Annotated in this window: 18 protein-coding genes; 13 read left to right on the top strand and 5 right to left on the bottom strand. The window is 35.5% G+C overall.

Annotated features, from left to right (window positions below):
- The first annotated feature begins 4 nt into the window (after nucleotides 1–4).
- A complete protein-coding gene (locus I7822_RS20810) occupies nucleotides 5–541 on the top strand; it encodes a chromate transporter (RefSeq protein WP_207980990.1) in 537 nt (178 codons plus the stop codon).
- Between the two features lie 76 nt (nucleotides 542–617).
- Here I7822_RS20810 and I7822_RS20805 read toward each other — a convergent pair whose 3' ends face one another.
- The 3 genes from I7822_RS20805 to I7822_RS20795 all read right to left on the bottom strand — a co-directional run bounded on the left by I7822_RS20805 (nucleotide 618) and on the right by I7822_RS20795 (nucleotide 3,333).
- Nucleotides 618–746: a helix-turn-helix domain-containing protein gene (locus tag I7822_RS20805; RefSeq protein ID WP_372442192.1), complete on the bottom strand. Its 129-nt coding sequence runs from the start codon at nucleotides 744–746 to the stop codon at nucleotides 618–620.
- Between the two features lie 258 nt (nucleotides 747–1,004).
- Nucleotides 1,005–2,324, bottom strand: a complete 1,320-nt coding sequence (locus I7822_RS20800) for a prolyl oligopeptidase family serine peptidase (RefSeq protein ID WP_372442190.1) — start codon at nucleotides 2,322–2,324, stop codon at nucleotides 1,005–1,007.
- 145 nt (nucleotides 2,325–2,469) lie between these two features.
- Complete coding sequence (locus I7822_RS20795; RefSeq protein ID WP_207980988.1) at nucleotides 2,470–3,333, bottom strand: AraC family transcriptional regulator; 864 nt, start codon at nucleotides 3,331–3,333, stop codon at nucleotides 2,470–2,472.
- A gap of 308 nt (nucleotides 3,334–3,641) precedes the next feature.
- Here I7822_RS20795 and I7822_RS20790 point away from each other — a divergent pair, with 308 nt between their 5' ends.
- Nucleotides 3,642–5,693 (top strand): glycosyl hydrolase 115 family protein, encoded by a 2,052-nt coding sequence (locus I7822_RS20790; protein ID WP_207980987.1) that lies wholly within the window; start codon nucleotides 3,642–3,644, stop codon nucleotides 5,691–5,693.
- A gap of 165 nt (nucleotides 5,694–5,858) precedes the next feature.
- Here the strand turns inward: I7822_RS20790 and I7822_RS20785 are convergent, their stop codons facing one another.
- Nucleotides 5,859–6,017: a hypothetical protein gene (locus I7822_RS20785; protein WP_207980986.1), complete on the bottom strand. Its 159-nt coding sequence runs from the start codon at nucleotides 6,015–6,017 to the stop codon at nucleotides 5,859–5,861.
- Nucleotides 6,018–6,655: 638 nt separating this feature from the next.
- Between I7822_RS20785 and I7822_RS20780 the strand changes: the two genes are divergently transcribed.
- From I7822_RS20780 to I7822_RS20770, 3 genes are all read left to right on the top strand, one after another.
- Nucleotides 6,656–7,840 carry an MFS transporter gene (locus tag I7822_RS20780; protein ID WP_207980985.1) on the top strand — a complete coding sequence of 395 codons (1,185 nt, stop codon included), beginning with the start codon at nucleotides 6,656–6,658 and terminating at the stop codon, nucleotides 7,838–7,840.
- A 306-nt stretch (nucleotides 7,841–8,146) separates the two neighbouring features.
- Nucleotides 8,147–8,527, top strand: coding sequence for a winged helix-turn-helix transcriptional regulator (locus tag I7822_RS20775; protein ID WP_207980984.1), 381 nt, complete (start codon nucleotides 8,147–8,149; stop codon nucleotides 8,525–8,527).
- A 352-nt stretch (nucleotides 8,528–8,879) separates the two neighbouring features.
- Nucleotides 8,880–10,163 carry a Gfo/Idh/MocA family oxidoreductase gene (locus I7822_RS20770; RefSeq protein WP_207980983.1) on the top strand — a complete coding sequence of 428 codons (1,284 nt, stop codon included), beginning with the start codon at nucleotides 8,880–8,882 and terminating at the stop codon, nucleotides 10,161–10,163.
- A gap of 168 nt (nucleotides 10,164–10,331) precedes the next feature.
- Here I7822_RS20770 and I7822_RS20765 read toward each other — a convergent pair whose 3' ends face one another.
- Nucleotides 10,332–11,081 (bottom strand): IclR family transcriptional regulator, encoded by a 750-nt coding sequence (locus tag I7822_RS20765; protein WP_207980982.1) that lies wholly within the window; start codon nucleotides 11,079–11,081, stop codon nucleotides 10,332–10,334.
- A 457-nt stretch (nucleotides 11,082–11,538) separates the two neighbouring features.
- On the opposite strand from I7822_RS20765, the gene I7822_RS20760 reads away from it, so the two are divergent.
- From I7822_RS20760 to I7822_RS20725, 8 genes are all read left to right on the top strand, one after another.
- Nucleotides 11,539–13,116 (top strand): ABC transporter substrate-binding protein, encoded by a 1,578-nt coding sequence (locus tag I7822_RS20760; protein ID WP_243459591.1) that lies wholly within the window; start codon nucleotides 11,539–11,541, stop codon nucleotides 13,114–13,116.
- A gap of 77 nt (nucleotides 13,117–13,193) precedes the next feature.
- Entirely contained in the window at nucleotides 13,194–14,138 is a 945-nt protein-coding gene (locus I7822_RS20755) for an ABC transporter permease (protein ID WP_207980981.1), read from the top strand.
- A 15-nt stretch (nucleotides 14,139–14,153) separates the two neighbouring features.
- A complete protein-coding gene (locus I7822_RS20750) occupies nucleotides 14,154–15,074 on the top strand; it encodes an ABC transporter permease (protein WP_207980980.1) in 921 nt (306 codons plus the stop codon).
- Between the two features lie 26 nt (nucleotides 15,075–15,100).
- On the top strand, nucleotides 15,101–17,131 hold the full coding sequence (locus I7822_RS20745) for an ABC transporter ATP-binding protein (RefSeq protein ID WP_207980979.1): 2,031 nt from the start codon (nucleotides 15,101–15,103) through the stop codon (nucleotides 17,129–17,131).
- A gap of 38 nt (nucleotides 17,132–17,169) precedes the next feature.
- Nucleotides 17,170–18,558, top strand: coding sequence for an acyclic terpene utilization AtuA family protein (locus tag I7822_RS20740; RefSeq protein WP_207980978.1), 1,389 nt, complete (start codon nucleotides 17,170–17,172; stop codon nucleotides 18,556–18,558).
- On the top strand, nucleotides 18,530–18,838 hold the full coding sequence (locus I7822_RS20735; protein WP_207980977.1) for an AtuA-related protein: 309 nt from the start codon (nucleotides 18,530–18,532) through the stop codon (nucleotides 18,836–18,838). The genes I7822_RS20740 and I7822_RS20735 overlap by 29 nt, the downstream gene beginning before the upstream one ends.
- Before the next feature lie 50 nt (nucleotides 18,839–18,888).
- On the top strand, nucleotides 18,889–20,652 hold the full coding sequence (locus I7822_RS20730; protein ID WP_207980976.1) for a CocE/NonD family hydrolase: 1,764 nt from the start codon (nucleotides 18,889–18,891) through the stop codon (nucleotides 20,650–20,652).
- A gap of 50 nt (nucleotides 20,653–20,702) precedes the next feature.
- On the top strand, nucleotides 20,703–22,361 hold the full coding sequence (locus tag I7822_RS20725) for a CocE/NonD family hydrolase (protein WP_207980975.1): 1,659 nt from the start codon (nucleotides 20,703–20,705) through the stop codon (nucleotides 22,359–22,361).
- Nucleotides 22,362–22,577 lie beyond the last annotated feature (216 nt).

The following is a 22,577-nucleotide window of genomic DNA, read 5'->3' as shown; positions in this document are numbered from 1 at the left end:
TGTCATGCTATTACAATTATTTGTTCTATTTTTTATCATCGGGACTGTATCATTTGGTGGAGGCTATGCCATGCTTCCTGTAATAGAAAGGGCGGTAACAAGTAAGGGCTGGATCACAACAACTGATTTTACAGATGCGGTTGCCTTAGCGGGCATGACCCCAGGATCTATTGCTTCTAATAGTGCAACAATAGTAGGGTATAAGGTTGCAGGATTACCAGGAGCTATTATCTCTTCTATTGCTATGAGTTTACCATCCTTAATCCTTATTTTAGTTATTGCCCTATTTTTCTATAAATTGCATACTAACAAACTTGTAAAATCTGCTTTTTATGGATTACGACCTATTGTAACTAGCCTAATTATCTATGCAGCGATTCAGTTTGCCATCTCAAATGGTGTAATCTCAACCACAATCTCCTGGGATATGATTAGTCTACTATTCATCTTCGGTATATCATTGACTTCTTTATTATATTTTCGAGTTCATCCTGTTGTAGTAATTTTGGGTGCTGGTGTTGTTGGTACGTTGATTCATTAATTTTAGTCGTGAAAATCTCATTAGCCTCTCATTTTACTATTTATGTATTCCCTTCAACTTATTGAGTTAACCTCGATTAATTCCCTACCATTTGACTCCCCATCCTGTGATCGTTTTCTATATACTCATTAAGCTTAATGCCAAAATACTCATGAAACTTTTTATAGAAAAAACTTAAGTTTCCGTAGCCTATTTCGTGGGCGATCTGATTTATAGGTGTAGGATTTAATTATTTCATCATTTCCTCTTCATCATTTCCTCCATATTAAGTTTACATATCTAAGTACAATACATGGACAGATTAATATTTCAATTATCCAAACAAGGAATCAGGCACATCTCAATATGCGATGTGCCTAAGCTCGATTTTATGTTAGCAGATAGGACTCTGTAATAAAATAATTAGTATAACCTAATTAAATAACTGAAGCTTAATTATGAAACTACTGATCTATCTACATTCTCACTTATTTAAAGTTTGATTAGCGAGCCATTCCATAAGTGATACTGCTTTACCATCAATGGTTTTCATCACATCATTGTTATACACATAAATCCATGACCAATGCCCATTATATTCGTATGGGGTGCCATCATCGTTTTTGTATAATCCTGAAGTATCTACTACGTTATCAAATAGAGAAAGGTGAACATTCCTTGCTCCGGCTTCGACTAAGCGATTGTAGGTTGGAATAACGTATTGATCAGCCGGGACCACATTATCTGTTTTAGCATGGACAAACCAAATTGGTAGGTTCTTCATGTTTTCAATGTCTTCATCTGTGATGAGTGTGTCAATTAGGGCCTCACAGGTTGGAAAAGCTGCTGCAAAGTAATCAGGATAATCACGGATCATCAGCATTGTCATATACCCACCGTTGGAATCTCCGCCAATGTAAATTCTATCTTGATCAATATCTTTATTTTGGGCAACATAGTCCTTGATTAAGGACATTAAAGCATCCTCATATTTTGATGTGCCATCACCAAAGCCAGTGAATCCATCCATCCAAAAGGTCGGTGTTTGAGGAGCAAGCACATATGCTCCATCAAAATATGATTGAATTTCCTTAGATGCAAAGTTGGTTGCTTTGTTTCCAGAAATAGCGATCGTAGGGTCTGTTCCACCCTCACCAGCTCCGTGTAACCAAATGATTAATGGGTTTTTGCCTTTATCTTTTACTGGGGTATAGTCAGCGTAAGTTAATGTGATATCCTCATATGTAGCCTTTTCTGTTGAAAAGTCATCAACGAGTTCTCTTACTCCACCGTTAAATGTGTCCACGACTAATCCTGAAAGGGTCCCCGCAGGAGTTTCAATATCCTTTTGTTGCGTGATTGTATAGGTATTGTCATTCCAGTCATTATATCCTGAGCCTGCCCAATCATAGTTAATAGCGGAACCTAAGGAGATATTTGGGCCAATCTGCATTTCTAACACAACGTACTTTCCTGTTTTAAGTGCTTTGGATCCATCTTTATTAGCTACATAGGCATTCGTGATCTTACGAGTACCTTCCTCTAAAAACGGATTAGATAAACGGCTGTCACTCCTTGCTACATGTACTTTAAAAGTGTCTGTTGAGACAGCATCTTTTAGTACTGGCTTCCCTAGGTCTACAATTACTTTCGTAATAGCTGCTCCCCAATCTTCAATTTCTGTTACAGTTCTGTAGGATGTTGGTTGTGTTTTCATCTCATTAGCATTTGTTTCTGACATAAAAGAAAGGGTTGTACCAGCAACTAACGTACTTAACATAACTGTTTTTGCATGCTTTTTCATACCTTCAAACAATATTATTACCCCCTTAGATAAGATTGTTAAAGCGCTTACATTAATAGTTTATATAATTATTATCTTAAAAACTTGTCTTTTTCTAGCTTAATAATGGTCAAATCCTGATCAAAAAATAGATGCTAGAAAAATATTATTTGTTCGTGTGTTGTTTTCGGTATTGATGTGGTGTCATCTGATAAACAGTTTTAAACACTCTAGTGTAGGATTTCTCACTTGGAAAGCCATGTTTTAATGCAATTTGAATAATCGGGTAATCAGTATTCATGAGAACAGGAAACGATTTCTCAAGACGAATGGTATGAATATAATTGAGTACAGTCATGCCAAGATGCTTGATAAAAAATCGAGAAAAATATTCAGCAGATAAATTAAACCTAGATGAAAGAAAATCAATGGATAAATCCTGATTGTAGTTCTCTTTTATGTAATTAGTGATAGCTGTTAATCGGTCTAAGTATTTGTTTGTTTGGATACTTGTACTGTGTTTTTTAGTCACCTTGAAATTTTTTAGTAATAAATAAGCCAATTGATAGGATAGACCAGTCAGATTAATGTGAGCTAGAGAGTCATTATCCTTCGTAAGGTAAGACGTAACAATCGAGTCTAGAAGTAGACGTAACTCAGCAAATTTGGCTAATCTCATCGGGTCCTTTTCATCGATCGAAACACAGTCAAATACTATTTGATCATAATTTGTATCGATTGATTTCATAAATTCATAGCTTATAAAAATTGTAGCAGCCTTCCGATCCTTTCCCATACTAACGGAAAATGAATGAATAGAATTTGAGTTTATTAAAACAATATCTTCCTGTCGAGATTTATACTCCCTTCCATCTATATAAATTTGATCGATCTTTCCAGCTAGAACATACGATATTTCTACATTCTCATGCCAATGTCGTGGGATGAAAAGTTGTTTATCTGAGGTATGGAGAATGACTTTAATAGGCAAATGATCATCGGTTTTTACCAACTCGTATTTGTATTCCATTACAAAAACCTTTCTTAATGAATATCATTTATTTTAGCTATGATCATATCCCAATAATATTTGAAAGGGAAGGTATTTTTATGAGCGCTTATCAATTTGAGATTACATTTTAGACTAAGGACTAACTAGTAAAAACTTTGCCAAGTGCAGTCGTAGCAGCAACACTCATGAAGAATTAAGTTATTTACCTCTGTTTTTTAAACATTCTTGTCTAGATTTTCAATTAATGTAAAGCCTAAAACCTATTAAACTAAATGTAAACACTTACAAACTGATCGTTTTTGTGAAAGGTAGAAAGGAACTAACTAATGAATAATGAAAACTACTTTATATTTAACAAGGAAACATGCCTTGATTATCAAGGTCCAGAATTAAAAAGTGTTAATCATTTTTTAAAAGTCTTAACTAGAGACAAGGATAAAGTATTTCAAGGAAATAGTTGCCAGGGAAATACCACCATTCTTTTCGTTCTGGATGAAAGGAATGATGACAACCTGAAAACTGAACAGTACTCTATTCAGTTCTCCGACGATTTATCTGAAATGAGAGTGGTTGCATCTGATGAATTAGGAATTATCTATGGCATGCTTTATGTAAGTGAAAAATTTCTTGGTGTTGATAAGTTTTGGTTTTGGAATGACTGTGAACCTTCAATAAAAACAATGGTGAAAATTAACCCAGTCGACATTCTTTCTGGTGTAGCTAAAATTAAATTTAGAGGTTGGTTTATCAATGATGAGGTTCTCATTTCGAAGTGGAAATATAAGAATTCTAACACCATTGTATGGGAAATGGTATTCGAGGCATTATTGCGATGTAACGGAAATATGGTAATACCTGGAACAGATATTGAAAATCCAGTCTATAAAAATATCGCTAGTGAGATGGGACTATGGATTACACATCACCATGCAGAGCCACTTGGTGCCCAAATGTTTAACAGAGTTTACCCTAATGAAAATGCTTCATATATCGAAAACGAAACCTTATTCAAAAAGTTATGGAACGATGCGATAATCGAACAGCAAAATGATAAGGTGATTTGGAATATCGGTTTTAGAGGACAGGGAGATCGTCCATTTTGGATAGATGATCCGACCTTTGATACCGACGAGAAAAGAGGAGCACTCATTTCCAAGATTATGAGGGACCAATACGAAATGATTGCAGAATATGAAAGAGATCCTGTTTGCTGTGTCAATCTATACGGAGAAATAACTGAATTGTATAAAAAGGGATTATTAGAATTGCCTGAAGGAGTTATCAAAATTTGGGCAGATAGTGGGTATGGGAAAATGGTAACGAGAAGACAAGGGAGCCACAATCCTAGAATCCCTTCTATTCCTTCCAAACACGAAAAAGGTCCTCATGGTATCTACTATCATGTAACATTTTATGATCTTCAAGCTTCAAATCATTTGTCGATGCTGCCTAACACAACAGCTTTCGTGAATGATGAGCTAAGTCAGGCCTTTGACAACGACGTGTGTGAGTTCTTGATTGTAAACTGTGGAAATATTAGACCACACCTCTATTTTTTAGATTTTGTTAGTCAACTATGGAATAAAGGGAAAATGGATTCTGCTGAATTTCTAAACGGATACGTTTCCCAATACTATCCTTCATATACTGAAGAAATGATTAAATATATGAATGCTTACTTTGATGCCATTATTCAGTATGGTAACTTTGACGATGAACGAGCTGGTGAACAATTCTATCATTTTACAATCCGAAATCTTGCTAAACAATGGATCGTTTCTCAAGGGAATGAGAGTGCTAAAAATGTATATTGGGCAACAGGAAAAACTGATTTAAAAAAACAATTTGACTGGTTCAAAAATAAGGTAGAAGGAAAACTATCTATCTGGGAATCATTATTGGAGACTGTTAAGGCTTTGGTAGGAGAAGCCAGTACTGTGGAACAAAAAAGAATACATGATCAGTTACTCATTCAAGTGCAGATTCATAAGAATGGTTGCAAGGCACTTTATTCTTTTACAAAAGCATTTGAAAAGTTTCAAACAAAAGAATATCTAGATGCATATTTGCTTTTAAATGATGCAATGCAAGAGATAAAAGAAACGATGGATATAATGGAAAAGCCAACCTATGATAAGTGGCAAGGTTACTATGATAATGATTGTCTTACGAATGTTTCATTAACTTTTTATACGTTAGAAACTGTAAGAAGAAATCTGAGAATGTTTGGAGATGGGCCAACATTTTATAATTGGGAGAAAAGATATCTAACCGAAACGAGAGAAAGTTCGGTTATGTTACTGACAAATAAAACAAAACAACTGATGGATGATGAATTAATTAATGGGTTAGAAGGGAAATCAAATTATCCAAACTAAACCGTTAGAAAAAAACGTTTTTAGTCCTTGGTATTATTGAGGTTAGGTATTATTTTATTAGACCGGAGAAGATATTCACGCTCAAGCTTGGGTTGTTTTTTCAAACCAACCTTACTTAATCATTAAAATTGCAGCACAAGAATAAAAAACCACTCTGAGTGGTTTTTATTCTCGCATTGCTCCTGCCTCTCGTGAAGTCATTGCACCTTGTCCTTTGCTTACATCTTTTTGAATTTCTTGTTTTACTTTTTGTGCATCAGTTCCGGCAAATTCTTGTTTCATAATAGGACCTAAATTCTCTTTAGCTTGTTGATTCTGTTGCATATAAGTCCTCCTTATTTTCTTGTTTAACAATCTTTATTATTCACAAAAATCACTGGGGTATAACCCGAAGATTTGAGAATTAGTTCGAAAAGAAGAAATGATAGATGAAAAAGTGAGAAGAGAGCCTCCACCGAGTGGAAGGCTCTTTTCTCATTTGTGTTCGATTCATGTAATGGTAAAAGGTTGCCCCTGTATTTAAATAAATTAGCTTATGTATGGAATTAATCTCAACATTTGTTTTTCTTTAGCTTTTTACTTGGATAATCACATTGAAAATTATCTTTAAAAATGAGTGGTGCGCATTCTTGTGAAAATTCTGTGTTATATTTCCTTACATAAGAATGTGAAGATATAAAAAGAAGTGATATTTTTATATTAACAAAAAGTTCAGATAATTTAGGAGGGAATCATAATGAAAAACATCGGCCATTTATCATTCTTAATATTAGTAATAAGAGTAGTATTTTCAAAAAAATCTCCTGTTATATATTGATGAGTAATTGAAATAACCATTCTTATCATTGTTGATCAATAACGGTACTCGACGAAAATTGTAAATAAATATGATTTTAATTTGTGTTAAATAGTATCTTGGGAACTTAAACATTTAGCACCAAGAGAATTACAAGGTGGTCTTTATGAAGAATACAAATGGTCAAACATCGGTATTAGTTTTATCAACTGTGTCAATGATTGTCTCATTTACCGTATGGTCGGTTTTTGCACCGATTGCTACAGAAATTCAAAAAATTTATGAGTTAAGTATTACTCAAAAAAGCATTCTAATTGCTACCCCAGTATTATTGGGGTCTGTAATGCGTATTCCAATGGGGATTTTAACAGATCGATATGGCGGGAGAAGGATTTTTGCGCTGACTATGTTACTGCTAGTCTTACCCATGGTTGGAGCAGGTTTTGCAGATTCTTTTATCATGTTGTTATTTTGGGCATTCTTTATCGGGATGGCAGGAACAACATTTGCTATTTCCATAACCTATGTATCCAAATGGTATCCTCCACAAAAACAAGGTTTGATCTTAGGAATTGCAGGGATGGGGAATTTAGGATCAGCTGTAGCAAATTTCTTGATACCATCCATTTTTAGCTCTTATGGTCTTTCATGGGTATTTTGGAGCCTTTCTATTGCTATGGCATGTATGTCAATTCTTTTCTGGGTAGGAACAAAAGATGTAAAAGTAACAAGTAAACATAAGACTTTAAAGGAGTCTCTTTCTGTATTAAAGTTTAAAGAAACATGGTATTTATCGGTTTTTTACTTCCTTACATTTGGAACTTTTGTGACTTTCAGTATTTATTTACCTACATTTTTGAATGATCTCTTTAGTATTTCAGCTCTTGAAGCTGGAATAATAACAGCTATTTTTGTCGTATTGGCGACGCTTATACGTCCAGTTGGTGGCTATCTTTCCGATCGTTTTGGAGCAAAAGGGTTGTTGACTCTAGTTTTTAGTGGAGTAACATTATGTGGGGTGTTCATTGCTTTTACTATGGAAAACTTCCTTTTGTTTAGTATAAATTGTTTGATCATTTCTATATTGTTAGGGATAGGAAATGGTGCGGTTTTCAAGATGGTACCTGAAATCTCTAATGGAAATACAGGTGCGGTAACAGGGATTGTCGGTGCAATTGGAGGAGTTGGAGGCTTTTTTCCTCCAATTATCCTTGGCTTGACAAAAGATTTAGCAGGAGATTATGTTTTAGGTTTTCTATTATTATCTATTCTCTCCCTTTTTTGCTTAATCCTAAATCATAAGGGAGTTAATAAAACAAGTATAAAAGTAAGTGCTCAGAAAAGTGCATAATACACATATAGAATGGGGTGAAAGCACCTGCACATTTAGTGCAGGTGCTTTTTAAATGTTGCGCATGGCATGCACAATAAGGCGTGTTTTTAGGATGGTGTCTTTTTGTTTATTGGGACATATTCTTGAATAAGAGAAGGGATTATTGTAAGTAATACTATAAGTTATTCAATTAACGAGGGCAGGATAGCGCAATATTTTGCTTGCAGTTATAATGTTCAAAGACGGACATTTAATGGCTCCAATTCATCTGATGTTTACCAATGACCTGTGTCCAAATATTCGGAAAAGGGAGGCGAGTATGTAATGAAGGACCATGAAAAGATTTTCAACACTGCTGTAGAGGCAACTTTGGAGGTAATTGGAGGGAAGTGGAAACCTGTGATTCTCTTTCATCTAACATTTGGCAATAAACGTACCAATGAATTGAAAAGCTTGATACCTGCAATTACTCAAAAAATGTTAACACAGCAACTTCGGGAGCTTGAAGAGGAAGGTGTCATCTTACGCATTTCTTACAATCAAGTTCCACCAAAAGTTGAGTATGAGTTAACAGACTACGGCTGGAGTCTAAAGGAGATCCTGCATCTTATGTGTAGGTGGGGGGATTTGCATATAGAGAGAAAGTACGGGGGAAGGGCTATTGTTTTAGCCAATCCACAGATTGAAGACGTACATAACATATAAGAAGCCGACCTAATATGAAATGAACCCAAAAAGTTAGACAAATAATTTAAGAAATCGTTAAAACCCCTTTACCAGGCGTTTCTTTGTGGTCAATCCCATGATTGATGGCATTTTATACTAACGGCTGTAAAAGAAGATTAATCATCGTGTAATCAAGGATATCCTTCTCTACTTTTTTGATAAGATAAACAACACTGTTATTTAGAAAAAGAGATCGGATTTTTATATGTAAAGGTAAAGAACTATTAAATATAATTGAAATAAGTAAATGCTTACATTGTAATAGGGAGGTTGTGAATTTTGAAAGCGCCTTCAGGTATGTTAAGCAAATTATCAATAAGGAGTTTTTGTTATGGTAAAAAGATATGTATTAGTCGGAACTGGTGGAAGAGCAGAATATTTCTATGGTGCGGTTGTCCGTGATTTTAGGGAAACAAGTCAACTAGTTGCGTTTTGTGATATGAATCAAACGAGAATGAATTATGCAAACCGTTTATTGGAAGAAAAATATGATCATCCGCAAATCGTGACGTATCTTGCTGAAGATTTTGAACAAATGATTGCTAAAGAAAAACCAGATACGGTGATCGTTACGTCCGTCGATCGAACCCATCATAGGTATATTATTAAGGCATTAGAACTAGGGTGTGATGTAATTACCGAAAAACCAATGACCACCGATGCCGAGAAATGTCAGGCGATTATTGATACAGTTAAGAAAACGGGTCGAGAAGTTCGCGTTTCTTTTAACTATCGTTATGCACCACATAATACGAAAATAAGAGAGTTAATTAAAGACGATGTGATCGGTGAAGTATTTTCGGTGAATTTTGAGTGGGCATTAAATACTCAGCACGGGGCAGATTACTTCCGAAGATGGCATCGAGATAAGCGAAATAGTGGTGGCTTGTTAGTTCATAAGTCTACACATCATTTTGATTTAGTTAACTTCTGGTTAGGGACAACACCAGAGACAGTCTATGCCCTAGGTGGATTACGTTTTTATGGTAGAGAAAATGCGGAATCAAGGGGAGTAACGAATTTTTATCAACGGGCACATGGAAGTGAAGTGGCCAAGAATGATCCGTTTGCTATTAATCTAGAAGAAAACAAACATTTAAAAGCAATGTATTTAGATGCCGAAAAAGAAGATGGCTATCAGCGTGATCAAAGTGTGTTTGGTGATGGCATTAGTATTGAAGATACATTAGGCGTGATGGTCCACTACAAAAATAAAGCTATTTTAAATTATTCGTTAAATGCTTATTTACCATGGGAAGGCTATATTGTTTCATTTAATGGAAGTAAAGGTAGAATCGAAGTGCGTGTTCGTGAGCAATCATATATTAATTCAGGTGGAAATAAAGAGGATGAAGGAAGACTAGAGGAAAAATCAATTACTGTCATGCCGATGTTTAGTGAACCGTATGAGGTAGAAATAGGAGAAGGTGAAGGTGGCCACGGTGGTGGTGACCCAATCTTATTACAAGATCTTTTTGGTACACCGTTAGAAGATGAATTTAACCGAGCGGCTTCCCATGTAGACGGAGCCATGTCAATACTAACTGGGATTGCAGGAAATATTTCATTAAACACTGGACAGCCAGTAAAAGTAGACGGACTGGTGAAGTTTTAAGCTATGGGTGAAAAGCTTCAATTCCTTGGTAGGTGAGGGATTGAAGCTTTCTTATTCCAAAATATAACGAAATGTCCAACTGAGGAAATGTGTAATTAATAACTAAATTAGTCAGGTAATTAGAAGTATAAGGAAATTTTTCATAGGACAGACCACTTAAATGTCTATTCACCGTTGACACCCAAGATTATAGGATATATTATTAGCCTCCTTCACTACTTGTTGAACAATAAAATCCTTCTTACTTTCATCATAAAGATTAGCTGGAATGGCACAAATAATACTACCAATAACAAGGTTATTTGAGTTGAAAATTGGTGCACCTATTCCTATAGACCCCTGCTTTCGTTCACTTTCAGAAAATGAATAACCTAATTGCCGAATGATATCAAGATCGCTTAAAATCGTCACTTTTTCTGTTTCTCCAACACCTTCTTGCTCTAAGATATTTTCAATTTCTTCATGTGATAGAAAAGCTAAAATTGCTTTGCCACTTGCAGCAATATGAATTGGTTGTAACACTCCGAGTTCAAGTAAATACTGAAGGGCAGCAGAGCTCTGAACATTGTGTACGAAAGAAAGTTTCATATGCTGGGGATAATATAATGCTAAATAAATAGTTTCATCCAATGTTTGTGATAATCTTTTTAAATTTGGCTCAGTTATTACTTTTATATCAGATTTGGAATTCACTATTGACGATATTCGAACCAACTCGGAACCAAAGATATACTTACCAGATTGAGGGTGAACCTGTAATATTTCCTCTTCTCTAAGGGTTTTAAGGATTCGATGAAGGGAGCTAACCGGGAAATCTAAGTATCTTGAAAGTTCATTAACACCCCATTGGGTTTGCTTATCTGTAAATGCTTTAAGTACCATTATCGTTTTTAATATTACATTTGAATTACTTGTCATTTGTTTACCTCCTTTGAAAAATAAGTCGAAAAATAAAAAACTAAAAATGTAAGCGTTTTATTGAACTCGTAAAACTAGTGTGATAGAATGACGTTAATTAGTTACATAGTATGTTATTTTTTGAATAAAATCAAGAATGGTATTCCACATAGTGGAATGAATGTTTAATTTCATTTAAAAGAGCAGTAAGAGTTTTGGTAATAAATTGAATATCGTTCCATATAATGGAATGTTGATGGTACGATACTACAGGTTAAGCAATAACAATTTTTTTGTTCTAATATTTGAATACCATTCCACTATATGGAATGGTAAGCATCTAAAATGAATTCTTTTTCTTTATTGAATAGAAAGTAGTGAGTTCAGTAGGGCCCACTGAGTTCATACTTTTTATCATAAATTATCAGAACATTTATAATGTTTTGATTAGTTAATAGTCTTAAAGGAGGGTACAATTTTGAAATTAAAAAGTAAGTTATCTTTGATGTTAGTAATCTTTCTTTCTATTTCAGTATTACTTCTTGGTTGTTCAGGAGAAAAAACAACGAATGAATCTGGTGCAGTTGACTCAGGTGATGAAAATGGTGGAGATACTTTAATGGTAGCATTAGGAACGAATCCAAAAATTATTGGGTATCCAGCTGAAGTAACGAACAATGGACCATTACCATTTTTAGATCCTGTTCTCCAAGCACTGTTACATTTTGATGAAAAAGGGAATATGGTTTCTTGGTTAGCAGAAAGTTGGGAAACAGATGCTGAAGCAAAGACTATTACTTTCAAGCTTCATGATGGGGTTAAGTTTCATGATGGAACAGATTTTAATGCGGAAGCTGTAAAATGGAATATTGAAAAATACATTGAGAATAAGCGAACTGAAGTAGAAAATATTTCATCTATGGATGTTATTGATGAAAACACCATACAACTAAATTTAACTGAATGGAATTCAAGTTCTCTTCAAGCAATTGGCTACTTTGTTCGATATATCTCTCCTACTGCTTTTGAAGAGCACGATAAAGATTGGGCTTATGCAAACCCTATAGGTACTGGTCCATTTGTATTAGATAAGTGGGATATAAATGTATCTGTCAGTTACAAAAAGAATCCTGATTATTGGGAGGAAAATGAACCTAAGCTAGAAGCGATCAAAATGTTAATTATAGAAGATGCACAAACAGCTTCATCAGCGTTAAAGGCTGGAGAGGTTGATGTGATCCAAGCAAGTAATATTGATATAGCTAAAGAACTAATAGATTCAGAAGAATTTGATGTTGTACTGCACAAGAATGGTATTGGAGCAGTTGGCGTGGGATTAATTCCTGACAGTAGATCAGAAGGCTCACCTTTTGCAGATGTAAAGGTACGTCAGGCTTTAGCTTATGCAGTAGACGAAAACATGCTAGCTGAGAACTTCGGAAAAGGATATTATGTGACAACAAATCAATGGGGTTCACCAGATGCGTACACATACAATCCTGACGTAAAAGGATATCCTTATAATCCAGAGAAAGCTAAGCAACTTCTTGCTGAAGCTGGTTATCCAAATGGATTTAAAACGAAGCTGTTCTCTAGTCAAAGCACTAAAGATGTATTTACAGCTGTTCAAAGCTATTTAGCTGAGGTGGGAATTGATGCAGAATTAGTGATGGCAGATGAAGCGAAAATTCAATCTTTATATTTTGATACATGGGAAGGCGGAATCATGGGTCATTTCCATTCTGTGCAACCAGATTTAGGCCTTTATATGTACAGACATTTGGATCCAGATGGTGCTTTCTATGCAAAAGGAATTATTCATCCTGAGGATGTACTTCAATTACTTAAACAAAACCAACAAGCACCAAATGATGAGGTGAAAACACAAACATCTCATGAGCTTCAGAAGCTTGTATATGATAAATATGCTGCTGTAGGTAAGCCTCTTTATATACCAATGGGGATATTTATTAAACAAAAATATGTAAAAGACGATGGTTTTGGCCTTACACATGCTTCTTTCTGGACGCCAGATAATGTTTGGTTAGATAAATAATGTAGATAAAGATTTATAGTTTAGGGGGAAGAGGATATCCTCCCCCTAATTATTTTAATAAACGAGGGGGGGAACGAATGACTACGTTTATTATACGTCGATTATTACAAACAATCGTTGTTATTTTTGTCGTTACACTTATGGTGTTTTTTATTATGCGAACGATGCCTGGTGACCCTGTTGTCATGTATTTAGGTCCAGATGCATCAAAAGAACAGATTGAACATTATACAAAAGAATTCGGATTGGATGAATCTCTTCCGGTCCAATATTTTAGATGGATAGGTAACATTGCTAAGGGTGAATTTGGTGAATCTATTGCATATAGGCAGGATATAGGACCATTCATATTAGAAAGATTAAAAGTTACTCTTACGATTGCGATTCCGGCATTTGTGATTTCAGTTGTTTTAGGGGTTTTACTTGGAGTTATTGCAGCAATTAGACGTGGTAAATTAGTAGATTCGATTATTACAGTAATGGCTAATATCGGGATGGCGACTCCCGTCTTTTGGTTAAGTATTTTGTGTGTCTATGTTTTAAGTTTGAAATTAGACTTATTGCCAGTTCAAGGTTTTACATGGCCATCCGAAGATCTTACTCTCTCTATTCAAAAAATGATCATGCCTGTATCAATATTAGCATTGGGACCATTAGCTCAATTTGCCAGACAAACACGTTCAGCGATGTTAGAAGTAATTAGACAAGATTTTATTCGAACAGGTCGATCAAAGGGCTTAAAGGAAAAAACAGTCATTTATAAGCATGCTCTTAGAAATGCGATGATCCCAATTATTACCTTAATGGGAATGTCACTTGGACATATGATTGGAGGCTCTGTATTAATTGAACAGGTCTATGTTATCCCTGGTATGGGAGATATGTTGATTACCTCTATATTAAACAAGGATTATCAACTTGTTCAAAGTGCTGTTTTTGTTATAGCATCTGGTGTTTCTTTATGTAATTTACTCGTTGATATTGCCTATGGACTTATAGATCCTAGAATACGTATTTCTTAGAAAGGAGACTTGACTATGGAGCCTGTAAAAAAATTAGAGGGAACCAGTACCAATCAATTGCTAATAATAGAACCAGAGTTACCTTCAAAAACTAGTGAATTTAAACGTTTCTGGAGAATGATGTTATCTAGAAAAATCGTTATCGCAAGTTTACTCGTTCTAGCTTTAGCTTTTATTGTAGCTATATTTGCACCTATTTTTGCCCCATATGATCCAATTGAACAGAACTTATCAAACTCCTTAAAATCGCCTTCAGCAGAACATCTATTAGGTACAGATATGTTAGGTAGAGATGTTTTGTCAAGAATTATATATGGAACAAGAGTTTCACTAGCTGTTGGCTTTGTATCAGTTGCTATTGCTGGAAGCATTGGGATGTTGCTAGGCTTAATTTCTGGATATGTAGGGGGTTGGGTTGAAAGTATCATTATGAGATTTATGGATGTCATGATGTCTATTCCTCTTATAATCTTAGCAATGTTTATTGGTGCAGTGCTTGGAAAAGGTCTAGGAAACGTTATGCTGGCAGTCGGAATTGGGATGATCCCATCATATGCTCGCTTGACCAGAGGACAGGTGAAAAGTATAAAGCAGCTTGACTATGTGACTGCTGGAACAATCAGTGGAGCTGGAAAATTCAAAAATGCATTTGTTCATATATTACCTAACTGTATAGCACCTAATATTGTTTTAATGACCATGAATCTAGGAGTAGCGATTTTAATTGAAGCAGGTCTAAGTTTCCTAGGTTTAGGGATTAACCCACCGATGGCTTCATGGGGAGCTATGGTTAGTGACGGTTACAATCATCTTCGAACATTACCAGTTTTATCAATTGCACCGGGTGTAGCTATAATGTTGGTCGTTTTAGCGTTTAACATTGTAGGAGATGCCTTACGAGATACACTTGATCCAAGGTTGAGGGGTTCATTATAGACAGTAATAGAGGAGGTTTTATACCTATGAGCCATCTATTAGAAGTAAAGAATTTAAAAACAGAGTTTAAACAAGAAGGCGGCATTTTAAAAGCGGTAAATGACGTATCCTATCATTTAGATGAAGGAGAAATTGTTGCATTTGTTGGTGAAAGTGGGAGTGGTAAGTCTGTAACTCAATATTCAGGACTTCAATTAATCGAAATGCCTCCAGGGGAAATAACAAATGGTCAAGTGTTATTCAATGGAGAGGATTTATTATCATATGCTTCGAAAAGCTCTCAAATGCAAGAGATTCGTGGAGGAAAGATAGGAGTCGTATTTCAGGAACCAATGACTTCTTTAAACCCCCTCATGACTGTAGGAAATCAAATAGAAGAATCAATTATTTTGCATCTAAAAGTCAATCGAAAACAAGCGCGAAATCGATCAATAGAATTATTAAAGCAAGTTGGTATTCCAGATGCTGAACAAAGAGTAGATTATTATCCACATCAGTTTAGCGGTGGAATGAGACAGAGAATTATGATTGCGATGGCACTCTCCTGTGATCCTAAAATCCTTATTGCAGATGAAGCAACAACAGCACTTGATGTGACTACACAAGCACAAGTCCTGGAATTACTAAGGGACTTAGTAAAGGAAACAAATACTGCTTTGGTAATGGTCACTCATAATCTTAGTATAGTAGCTCGTTATGCAGATCGTATTTATGTTATGTATGCTGGGGAAATATTAGAGTCTGGTAGTGCAAAGGATCTATTTGCAAATCCGAAACATCCTTATACGATCGGTTTAATGAAAGCGGTACCGAGTTTGAATGATGATAGGAATCGAAAATTAATGCCAATTGAAGGTTTAGCACCAGATTTAAGAAATAGAAAAGATATTTGTCCATTTGTTACTAGGTGTATCTATGCAACAGAAGAGTGTGCAACAAAACCTTCTCCAAAGCTTAGAGAAATAAAGGGAAATAAAAATCATTTTACAGCATGTCATCACGACATTGATAAAATGACAACTCCTACGATTATTAGAAACGAAAAAGAGCGTATTGTGAAAGAAGTAAACAAAAAGAAAAATAAAAATGACATCATGCTAGAAGTGAAAGATCTCAAAGTATCTTTTCCGATAGTTAAAGGCTTCTTTCGTCGTAAGGTTGGGGAAGTTAAAGCTGTAGATCATGTTAGCTTTAATATAAAAAAAGGGGAGACGTTTGGACTTGTTGGTGAGAGTGGTTGTGGTAAATCAACATTAGCTCGAAGCATCTTAAGGCTTAATGATATCGCTGGTGGAAATATTTTATTTAAAGGTGATAACTACGCAAATTTACAAGAAAGTAAATTGCGAAATATCCGAAGAGATATTTCCATGATTTTTCAAGATCCATACGGCTCATTGGACCCTAGGCAGAATGCTGCTCAAATTGTAGGTGAGCCACTAAGAAATTACAAGTTAACTAGTAGTAAAGAGGAGTATCAAGAAAGAATAGATTCTCTTTTCCATCTAGTGGGGTTGGATCCTGCCCTTCAAGACAGAGTACCTCATGAATTTAGTGGAGGTCAAAGACAGCGCTTAGGTATTGCGCGTGCTCTAGCAAGTAATCCAGCATTTATTGTATGTGATGAAGCCATTTCTGCATTAGATGTTTCCATACAGGCACAGATTATCAATCTTTTAGAAGATTTACAAGAAAAGCTAGGATTAACGTATTTGTTTATAGCCCATGATTTAACCGTTGTAAGGCATATTAGTGACAGAATTGCCGTTATGTATTTAGGTCAAATTGTAGAGATATCAGATTGGAAATCATTATATGAAAATCCATTGCATCCTTATACACAGGCCTTACTTGAAGCAGTTCCTGTCCCTGATCCAGTTTTAGAATCACAGCGGGATCGACAAATTATTAGAGGTGAAGTACCAAGTTTAATGAATAAGCCTAAAGGATGTTCGTTCTCAAATCGTTGTCCTCTTGCAACTGAAGAATGTAGAAAAGAAAATCCACAGATGAGATATGTTAAAGAAGGTCATGGTGTGGCATGTTTTAAAGTATAACGTACACCTATGGTCACCATAGAGAGGAGGTTATTCAGTTGAGAAAAGTTCGGATTGGATCAGGTGCAGGTTATGGCGGAGATCGTATTGAACCAGCGATTGATCTTATTAAAGAAGGAAACTTAGACTATATTATTTTTGAATGCTTAGCAGAGAGAACGATCGCACAGGCCCACCTACAAAAATTAAGAGATCCTAACAAAGGGTATAATGAATGGCTAGAGTACAGAATAACAAAGATTTTACAGCACTGTACTAAAAATAATGTAAAAATCATTACGAATATGGGAGCGGCCAACCCTCTAGCTGCTGTTAAAAAAATAAAAGAAATTGCCTGTGAATTAAAGATTCCTTCTCTTAACATTGCAGTTGTAGTAGGGGACGATGTCTACCATATCCTTGATAAATATGGTGACCAGCCTCTAATAGAAACAGGAGAGAAACTAAGAAATCTGAAATCGTCTATTGTATCTGCCAATGCTTACATTGGGGCAGAAGGAATTGTAAAAGCACTAGAAAATGGAGCAGACGTAGTTGTTACTGGGCGTGCTGCAGATCCTGCACTTGTCTTAGGCCCATTAATATATGAATTTGGGTGGGATATTCAAGATTATTCCCTATTGGGAAAAGGTATAATGGTAGGTCATTTGTTAGAGTGCGGATGCCAAATTACAGGAGGATACTTTGCAGATCCTGGATATAAAGATGTAACAGATATTTGGAATCTTGGTTATCCTATTGCTGAAGTAGAAGAGAATGGAAGTTTAAAGATAACAAAACTTGAAAATACAGGTGGAATTGTAAGTCCAGCAACAGTCAAAGAACAAATACTTTATGAAATACACGATCCGGCAAGTTACTTAACACCCGATGTGATTGCAGATTTTTCTAACGCAAAGGTACAAGAAATTTCACCTAATATTGTCGAGGTATCAGGTGTTGGAGGTAAACAAAAAAGCGGATTTTATAAAACAAGTATTGGCTATCGCGATGGATATATTACAGAGTGTGAGATTAGTTATGGTGGTTCAGGTTCATATGAACGAGCGAAATTAGCAAGTGATATTATTAAAAAAAGATTGGAAATAATCAACATAACAGTAGAGGATTTGAGAATTGATTTTATTGGTTATGACTCTCTTTACAGGGAATCTTTATCTAACAAGATCCTTGGTGAGACGGAAAACTTGAAAGAAGTTCGGCTTAGAATTGCGGGTAAGACTTTACTTGAGGAAGATGCCGAAAGAATTGGTCAAGAATTTGATTCTTTAATGACCAATGGTCCCGCAGGTGGTGGAGGAGTTAGAATAAATATTCGTCAAATAATTGCCATTGGTTCCATCCTTATTCCAAGCAATGATGTTGTAATAGAGGTGTTTCATGAAGAGGTGAGAAAAGATGAAATTGAGACAAGTAGCACACTCTAGGACCGGTGATAAAGGCAATATATCAAACATTTCTCTCATAGTCTATCATATGAAAGACTATGAAAAAATTAGAAAAGAAGTAACACCTGAAAAGGTGAAAAGTTGGTTCAGTGGAATCGTTGAAGGAGAAGTTGTTCGTTACGAACTTCCTACACTCGGGGCATTTAACTTCGTTTTAAACAAAGCCTTATGTGGAGGAGTAACTCGCTCTTTATCATTAGATGCCCATGGGAAAAGTTTGAGCTCAGCACTGCTTGAAATGGAAATTGATGATGAATAAGCGCTATGACAGAGCCCGAATTGTTAATAAGCTTACAAGGGGGGAGAAACTTGAATAAAAATGATGACTTAAAACAAAGTACGTCGAGGAATACTGAATATATTTTGAATATGAAAAATCAATTTGAACAAATGGAATTGAAACTGCCTCCAACACATGATTTTAATGAAATGATCGAAACACAAGTAGCCATGGGTGATGGAGTAATGCTTATGACAAGAATTTATTTTCCTGAAGGAGGTGGACCTTGGCCAGTTATTTTGGAAAGAAGTCCCTACCCACAAATCCAAGAAGTTTTAGACTTAACAAGTAAACAATTTACGAAATACGGGTATGTTGTTGTAAGTCAAGAATGTAGAGGTAAAGGCGCATCTGAGGGTGAGTGGACCCCATTTGAAAATGAAAGAATCGATGGACTGGACACAATTAATTGGATTATCGAGCAAACTTGGATGAATGGCAACATGGCTATGTACGGAAACTCATATGGTGGCTTTGAACAATGGATTTTAGCAGACTCATTACCTCTCGAAGTAAAAACTTTGTTTGTTGGAGTTTTTGGCACAGAACGTTACCGACAAATGTATATGAACGGCATGTTTCGTCATGAAATATACACCTCTTGGGCTATTGAAAATTCAGGTGTATCGATTACTGAAGATTTGGGAGATGTTTATCAAAAGGCCATTAAGAAAAGACCACATATCGATATAGATCTAGAGTTTTTTGGAGAAGAATTTCCGTGGTATAGAGATTGGGTTTCTAACGTTAGCAAAGACTCTGATTTCTGGCAAAATGGACTTTGGGCAGATTTAAGTCAAATTCCACAAAAGATTAATGTTCCAATGTATATCGTTGGTGGGTGGTATGATCATCACCTCGATGGAACTGTTTGTGGTTATAGACAATTATCAAATAAGGTGAAAAGTGAAAGTAGATTTGTCATTGGTCCATGGATTCACTCCTTACAGCCAAGAGGTGATTTAGAATATTTTAACTCAGACTATAGTAGCTTAAAAGAAGCGATTGAATGGTTTAATCATCAATTAAAGGGTGAGAAATATCCATATTCTAAGGGTGTAGTAGATACATATGTTATCAGGGATCATAAGTGGAAATCACATCAGGAATGGTTAAATAGTAATCGAAAAGAAAAATTTTATCTAAGTCAAGATCCTATCAAGCAAAATGGAGCATTATGTTTAGAAAAGGAAGAGTCCAGACCTGAAATCATAGCATACCAGTATGATCCAAATAACCCTGTTTACACAAAAGGCGGGGAAGCTCTTTTAGCATGGATTTCTCCAGGATTTAATGGATGTCCACCTTCTAGTGTTCTACAAGAAAAGGTTGGAAAGAGATCAGATATTATATCCTTTATTTCAGAACCATTTGCTGAAGATAGGACAATATCAGGTTCAATAAAAGTGTACTTAACTGTTTCAACAGATGTTGAGGATACTTCTTTTACAGCAAAAGTATCTGAATTATTCTCAGATGGAAATTCATACAACATACGTGACGGAATTACAAGCATCACGTATAGAAATGGGGCAAGGAAACCACAAGCCTATTCACCAGGAGAGAAGATTGATTTAGAGATTGAGCTTTGGCCAATCACTTGGACAATTAAGAAGGGATCACAGTTACGGCTAGACATTTCTTCATCTAATTTTCCTGCTTATCATGTTCATCCTAATGTTAAAGGCAGTTGGGCAGAGCAAAAGGATACGAAGATTGCGACTCAGCAGATTCATATTGGAAAAGAAAATCATTCCTATATTGAAGTGCCATTAGATAAAAGCGATATATAAAATAAATGAGGTGTTTAAGTTTATCAACTGTTCATTAGAGGAGGTAAGAAATGGGGGGAATTGGTGAAAGAGTGCAATTTCATCTAGCGATGAGAGATGGTGTTCGATTATCCACATATGTTCAATTTCCTTCTGGTAATGGACCATGGCCTGTTGTTTTTAGTCGCTCTCCATATCCTGGGATGTTAAAAATTTGGTTGGAAAGAGCAGAATTATGGGCTGAGTATGGTTATATCTTTATATTTCAAGAATGTAGAGGAACAGGTCAATCTGAAGGAGAATGGGAACCATTTGTAAATGAACGACATGACGGACTAGATACGTTAGATTGGATTGTTAAACAGACTTGGATGAATGGCAATATAGCTACTTATGGTGCTTCCTATTCTGGTGTTTTACAATGGTGTTTAGCAGATGAGCCACCACCAGAAGTGAAAACGATGTTTATTTCCGTAACTGGAATAGAACGATATCGCCAAAATTACATGAATGGTATGTTTAGACACGATATTTATACACTTTGGGCAATCGGAAACGCAGGAAAAGAGCCGATATTACAAAATAAAAACCTATACCAAGAAGCTTTAAAAGTTAAACCTCACATTGATATGGATGTAAAATTGTTTGGAGAAAAACTACCTTGGTATAGAGAATGGGTTTCTCAAGTAGAACCTACTGAACCATATTGGAGTAAAGGCTTTTGGTCAGAGGTACGGGATATTCCTAGAAAAGTAAATATCCCTATTATGATGATAGCAGGATGGTTTGACCATAATTTAGATGCTTCCATTCAAAGCTATAAAAAGCTTCCAGAACAGACAAAAGAACGAAGCGCCTTTATCATCGGTCCTTGGATACATACAGAGGATGTGGCAGGAGATTTAGAATATCCAAATCACGATATTTTTGGCCCTCAGCAGTTCAAAGCTGCATTAGACTGGTTTGATCACCATTTAAAAGGAAAGAAATATGATGGAAAAAAGGGAACCGTACAAACATACATTATTCGGGAAGGTTCTTGGAATACAAGGAAAGGGTGGCTTCAATCAACAGACTCTATCTCCTATTATTTAGAAGTAACAGACACTTCTAATGGAGAACTATCCCTTCAAAAATCAGAGGCAAACCGAAACACAATCTTTCATTACAATCCTAATGATCCTGTGCCAACTAAAGGTGGGGCTGCACTATTAGCTTATTTATCAGGTGATCCAGATACTTCACCTCCTGCAAGTGTTGTTCAGAGAGTAATAGGTGAGAGAAGTGATGTTATTTCATTTGTTTCTGATCCTTTTAGTAAGGATACTAGAATCGCTGGTGAAATAAAAGCCAACTTATATGTAAGTTCGGATGCTGAAGATACTTCATTTACAGTTACAATTATGGAAGTATTTCCAAATGGAACCTCTTATAATATAAGAGATGGGATAGCTAGTTTACGCTACCGAAAAAATGACTCCAAACCCTATGATTATCGAATCAATGAAGTTGTAAATGTAGAAATAGAAATGTGGACTATAACATGGACAATTAAAGAAGGATCACGCATTAGAGTTGATGTTTCATCCTCGAACTTTCCAGCATATCATGCCCATCCAAACGTCTCTAGTTCATGGGCATTACAAAAGAAAATGAAGATAGCAAAGCAGACCATTTATACTGGTGGGGCATATGGCTCTAAAATTGTAATACCTATAGTTTCTAGATAATTCCTTAGGAATCATTTATAAGCAAAACGAAGGTAAGAAAGCTCTATTTGAAGGCTTCTTTCCTCGTTCTTGTTTTAATTTATAAAATATTTGAAGTGAATTTCATGATTCTATCGTTTTCCATCAAGTGCAACAATTAATCCATCCGCTAAAATAGGTTGTATACTTACTAGACTAAAAACTATGCATATACTTATCACCCAGCAGAACAGCAAT

Source organism: Metabacillus bambusae, assembly GCF_017497975.1.
GTDB classification, from domain to species: Bacteria; Bacillota; Bacilli; order Bacillales; family Bacillaceae; genus Metabacillus; species Metabacillus bambusae.
Note: the sequence above shows the minus strand (reverse complement) of the source record. Positions and strands in the feature narration are given on the sequence as shown.